Source organism: Microcoleus sp. N9_A1 (genome assembly GCF_036701795.1).
In the GTDB taxonomy this organism is placed as follows: Bacteria; Cyanobacteriota; Cyanobacteriia; order Cyanobacteriales; family Microcoleaceae; genus Microcoleus.
In genome coordinates this window covers 1-3,404 of sequence record NZ_JAUBRI010000158.1, presented here as the reverse complement: position 1 = coordinate 3,404, position 3,404 = coordinate 1, and the positions used below count along the sequence as shown (strand labels likewise).

Sequence of the window (3,404 nt, the reverse complement as noted above, 5' to 3'; positions counted from 1 at the left end):
ACGCAAAGCTCAAAAAAAACAAACAACCGGAGTAACCAAGAATCGTAATGAACAATTTGAAAATCTTGCCAGAATTACCGCAGAGTATGAGTTGCAAGGAAATCCGATTGTTAGTATGGACACGAAAAAGAAGGAATTTATTGGAAATCTATATCGAGCAGGAAGTCTATATACTACGGAAGCTATTACGACATTTGACCATGATTTTTGGAGTTTGGCTGAAGGAAAAGTAGTACCTCATGGAATTTATGATCTGCAACATAACCGAGGATATTTAAACCTGGGAACCAGTAAAGACACGAGTGAATTTGCTTGTGAATCGATTAAATTATGGTGGGTCAATTACGGAAAATTTATCTATCCTCAAGCCGATTCAATTTTAATAAAATGCGATGGAGGTGGCAGTAATAATTCTAATCATCATATCTTTAAATCAGATTTACAAAAGTTAGTTGACGAGCTAGGAATAGAAATTAGAATCGCACACTATCCTCCCTATACATCGAAATATAATCCGATTGAACATCGTTTGTTTCCTCACGTAACCAGAGCCTGTCAAGGAGTAATTTTTACCAGTGTTGAGTTAGTGAAAAAACTCATGGCAAAAACTCATACTAAAACCGGGCTTTCTGTGGTAGTAAATGTGAGCGATAAAATTTATGAAACTGGTCGAAAAGTAGCTAAGGGATTTAAAGAAACAATGAAAATTATTTTTGATGAATATCTACCAAAATGGAATTATCGTGCAGTTCCGACTATTTAGCAGACGCTAAAGTTATTAAATTTTCATTCCTAAGTTCATAGCATTGAAAGAAACAACACTACCTTACAGCGAAGCATTACTGAAGAATTACTGTGACTTTTGGCGGTTGCCTTCTAGTTCTTCAATTTGAATGCCGATCGGATAGGACTCTTCATCGTATTCACGCCCGATATTGGTCAACTTCGGTTTGTCCAGTTTCACTCCCTGGAACGCCAGTAAACAAAGGACTGGTCAAAGCTGTTACGAGGGTCCAAGCTGTTGTGACGGTCAGAACGATGTGTTGTCTTTTTATGGAAATACCCAAAATGGTTTACTGGAACTGGAATAACTTATTTGAGCAAGCTGTTGATTTAAAGCCACAAATCGCCTACTTTAATCAGAGTTCGCTCGACTTCAAGTTTCTGTCGCAGAGAGCGGACATGGTATCGTCCGTGAACAGAAGGACTAGAACAAATCACCAGGTTTTCGGGCGAGTTATTAGATATGTCCTCGTCCAGGTGATGAACAACTTCACGCCCGTCTGAGCTTACGATTGATGCTTTGTTCTGCCACCACCCGATGCAGATACACTGTTTTATAGTTCATAGGTTTTCTCGTTGAAGTAAACGGGAAATACGGCTAGCACTTTGCTGAAATCGAAAGGTTCGACTTCGGTTTGCTGACGGATTTCTTCAAGCCAAACAACATCGAGGGCAAATATTCCAGCAATTCTGGATATCAGCCAGTCATACTCACTCGATCGCACATCGACTCGGTTATTTTCTATTTTTGAGAGCAGGCAGCGGTCGATCGTCTGAAAATTGTCTGACGGCATAATCAGCAATTTACACAAGTCTGTCTGGCTAAAACCGTGCTGTTGTCGAGCATTTTTAATGGTTTTGCCTAGCGTTATCTTGCTCTTGTCGTACATGATAAGAGTTCTGGGAGCGACCCAGATATGCGCTTTTAAAGTGTTAGATGCCCAAATTGTTCATTTGCTAATTTGAGGATTTTCTCAATTAGTTGATCTCTTTGTGCCTCAAATTCTGCATGAGGCAGTTTGGTTAGCCGATGTACTTCGGAACGTGACCATCGGCTCTCAGAGTCATATCCTTGATCGCCACTCATTACTACAATCTCAATTGATGTAGTTTTTGGCCATTTGGTAATTTGCAGATGATACTCGCTCCAATCATCGGAAAAATAGCTGATGGATACTCTCACTAGACAAATATTAGTGATGAGAGGAAAGCAGCCAGCATATAAACTACTTTCCTCTTTGTGCTAGAACAAACTTACCTGTTGTCCCTCAAAACCTTTAAAGCGAAGCATTTTAGGCTTTGCTTCTGGCTCGGGTTTTAACTTGGGCTGGCTGATTTTTTGGCTGATAATTTCACCGAAACTGTAAGCATAGCCGTCAGATTTATGTAAATGACGACAATACTTGTAACTAATTCCTTGAATAGTATCGGTATTGGTTTTGATATTGAAACTACCAGTTTTCCGAACAGCAACTCTGCCAATATAAGTGCCGATTTTCTTTCCTTTGGTAACTACAGCCTTAACAATATCCCCAGTTTGGAAACCAAAAAACGCTTTCTGCCTGAGTTTTGGAGAAGTGCGAGGAAAACCATATTTGTCAGGTTTAGTCATTTGTCGATCGCCTCGCCCCATTGCTTTGATTATCAACGGTTGATAACCTGTAATATTTAGGCTATTTGGCGTAGAAGTTCCAACACAAGCAGCATCTGTCCAATGACTTTTAGTGATGTTCAGACGCTGACGGTTGTATTTAGTCAATCCACCAGAGCCTAACTCAATAGGTAAATTGCTGGACTCAAGAACCTGCTTTAACTTCCATCGAGTAGCATTAACAGCAGCAGCATCGGCTAAAGGTTGCTTCCGCTGTTTGTTAAGCTTGAGAAGAAGGTGAGGACGATCGCTCAAAAATTCAGCAGGTAGTTTATTGCTCTTAGCTTCATTGCAGCCCACACATGACAAAACCAAGTTGCTGACTCGATCGCTACCACCTTTTGATTTCGGATGAAAATGGTCTAAGTTAAAAGGCTTATCTGTTGCTTGGCAATACACACAGGTATGCTTGAATTTTTCCAACAGATATTGCCTGATTTCATAGCCCAATAACTCACCGCGTTGATATTCTGTCCCAGTAATCTCAGGGTTCATCATTTTCTGGATATCAAATTTAACTAATTCCTGACTAATTGCAGAAACTGGGGCAAGTTTACAGAGACGGCTCACCCATGTCTGAATGTTCAGAACACGGGACATGAGACTTGGTGGGAGCCAGCCTTTTTGACGACGACGATTAAGAAATCTTGGCGAACGATATCGGGTCTTACGGTGACGACGGCTTCGGCGTTGCTGTCTTCTGCTGGTTAAAGCCTCTCTGATGGCAAAGCCACGATGCTCTAGTTCAGCAGCCCAAACGATGTTCGTGTCTGACACCAGAGCTAAACCAGTAAATTTTGCACCGGGGTCAATCTTAATTCTTAATGGTTTTGGTCGCTCGATCGACTTTTGCTTCAAGTCGGGTAAGAGGGCATACGTCGCCGTATCCCCCTGTCGGGTAAGGTTCGAGCGTCGCCGCTCTCCCCTCCCCTGAGAACGCAGCATGAGAGTTTCCAACTCACTGCGCTCA

The 3,404-nt window shown here is 41.6% G+C and carries 4 protein-coding genes; 1 reads left to right on the top strand and 3 read right to left on the bottom strand.

Annotated elements, in window-relative coordinates; genetic code table 11:
- On the top strand, positions 1–763 hold a 763-nt coding region (locus tag QUA58_RS31010), incomplete at its 5' end, for an ISAzo13 family transposase (protein ID WP_333397966.1).
- A 350-nt stretch (positions 764–1,113) separates the two neighbouring features.
- Here QUA58_RS31010 and QUA58_RS31700 read toward each other — a convergent pair.
- The 3 genes from QUA58_RS31700 to iscB all read right to left on the bottom strand — a co-directional run.
- The gene (locus QUA58_RS31700; RefSeq protein WP_445301918.1) at positions 1,114–1,296 is read right to left on the bottom strand and encodes an HNH endonuclease; all 183 of its coding nucleotides are present in this window, start codon (positions 1,294–1,296) and stop codon (positions 1,114–1,116) included.
- A 41-nt stretch (positions 1,297–1,337) separates the two neighbouring features.
- Positions 1,338–1,673 (bottom strand): hypothetical protein, encoded by a 336-nt coding sequence (locus tag QUA58_RS31005; protein WP_333397965.1) that lies wholly within the window; start codon positions 1,671–1,673, stop codon positions 1,338–1,340.
- 353 nt (positions 1,674–2,026) lie between these two features.
- Positions 2,027–3,404, bottom strand: a 1,378-nt coding sequence (gene iscB, locus QUA58_RS31000; protein WP_333397963.1) for an RNA-guided endonuclease IscB, incomplete at its 5' end; no start/stop codon positions are given.

Coding starts and splice junctions, on each gene's coding strand:
- QUA58_RS31005 (WP_333397965.1), bottom strand. CDS start 1,673: ATGTACGACAAGAGCAAGATAACGCTAGGCAAAACCATTAAAAATGCT.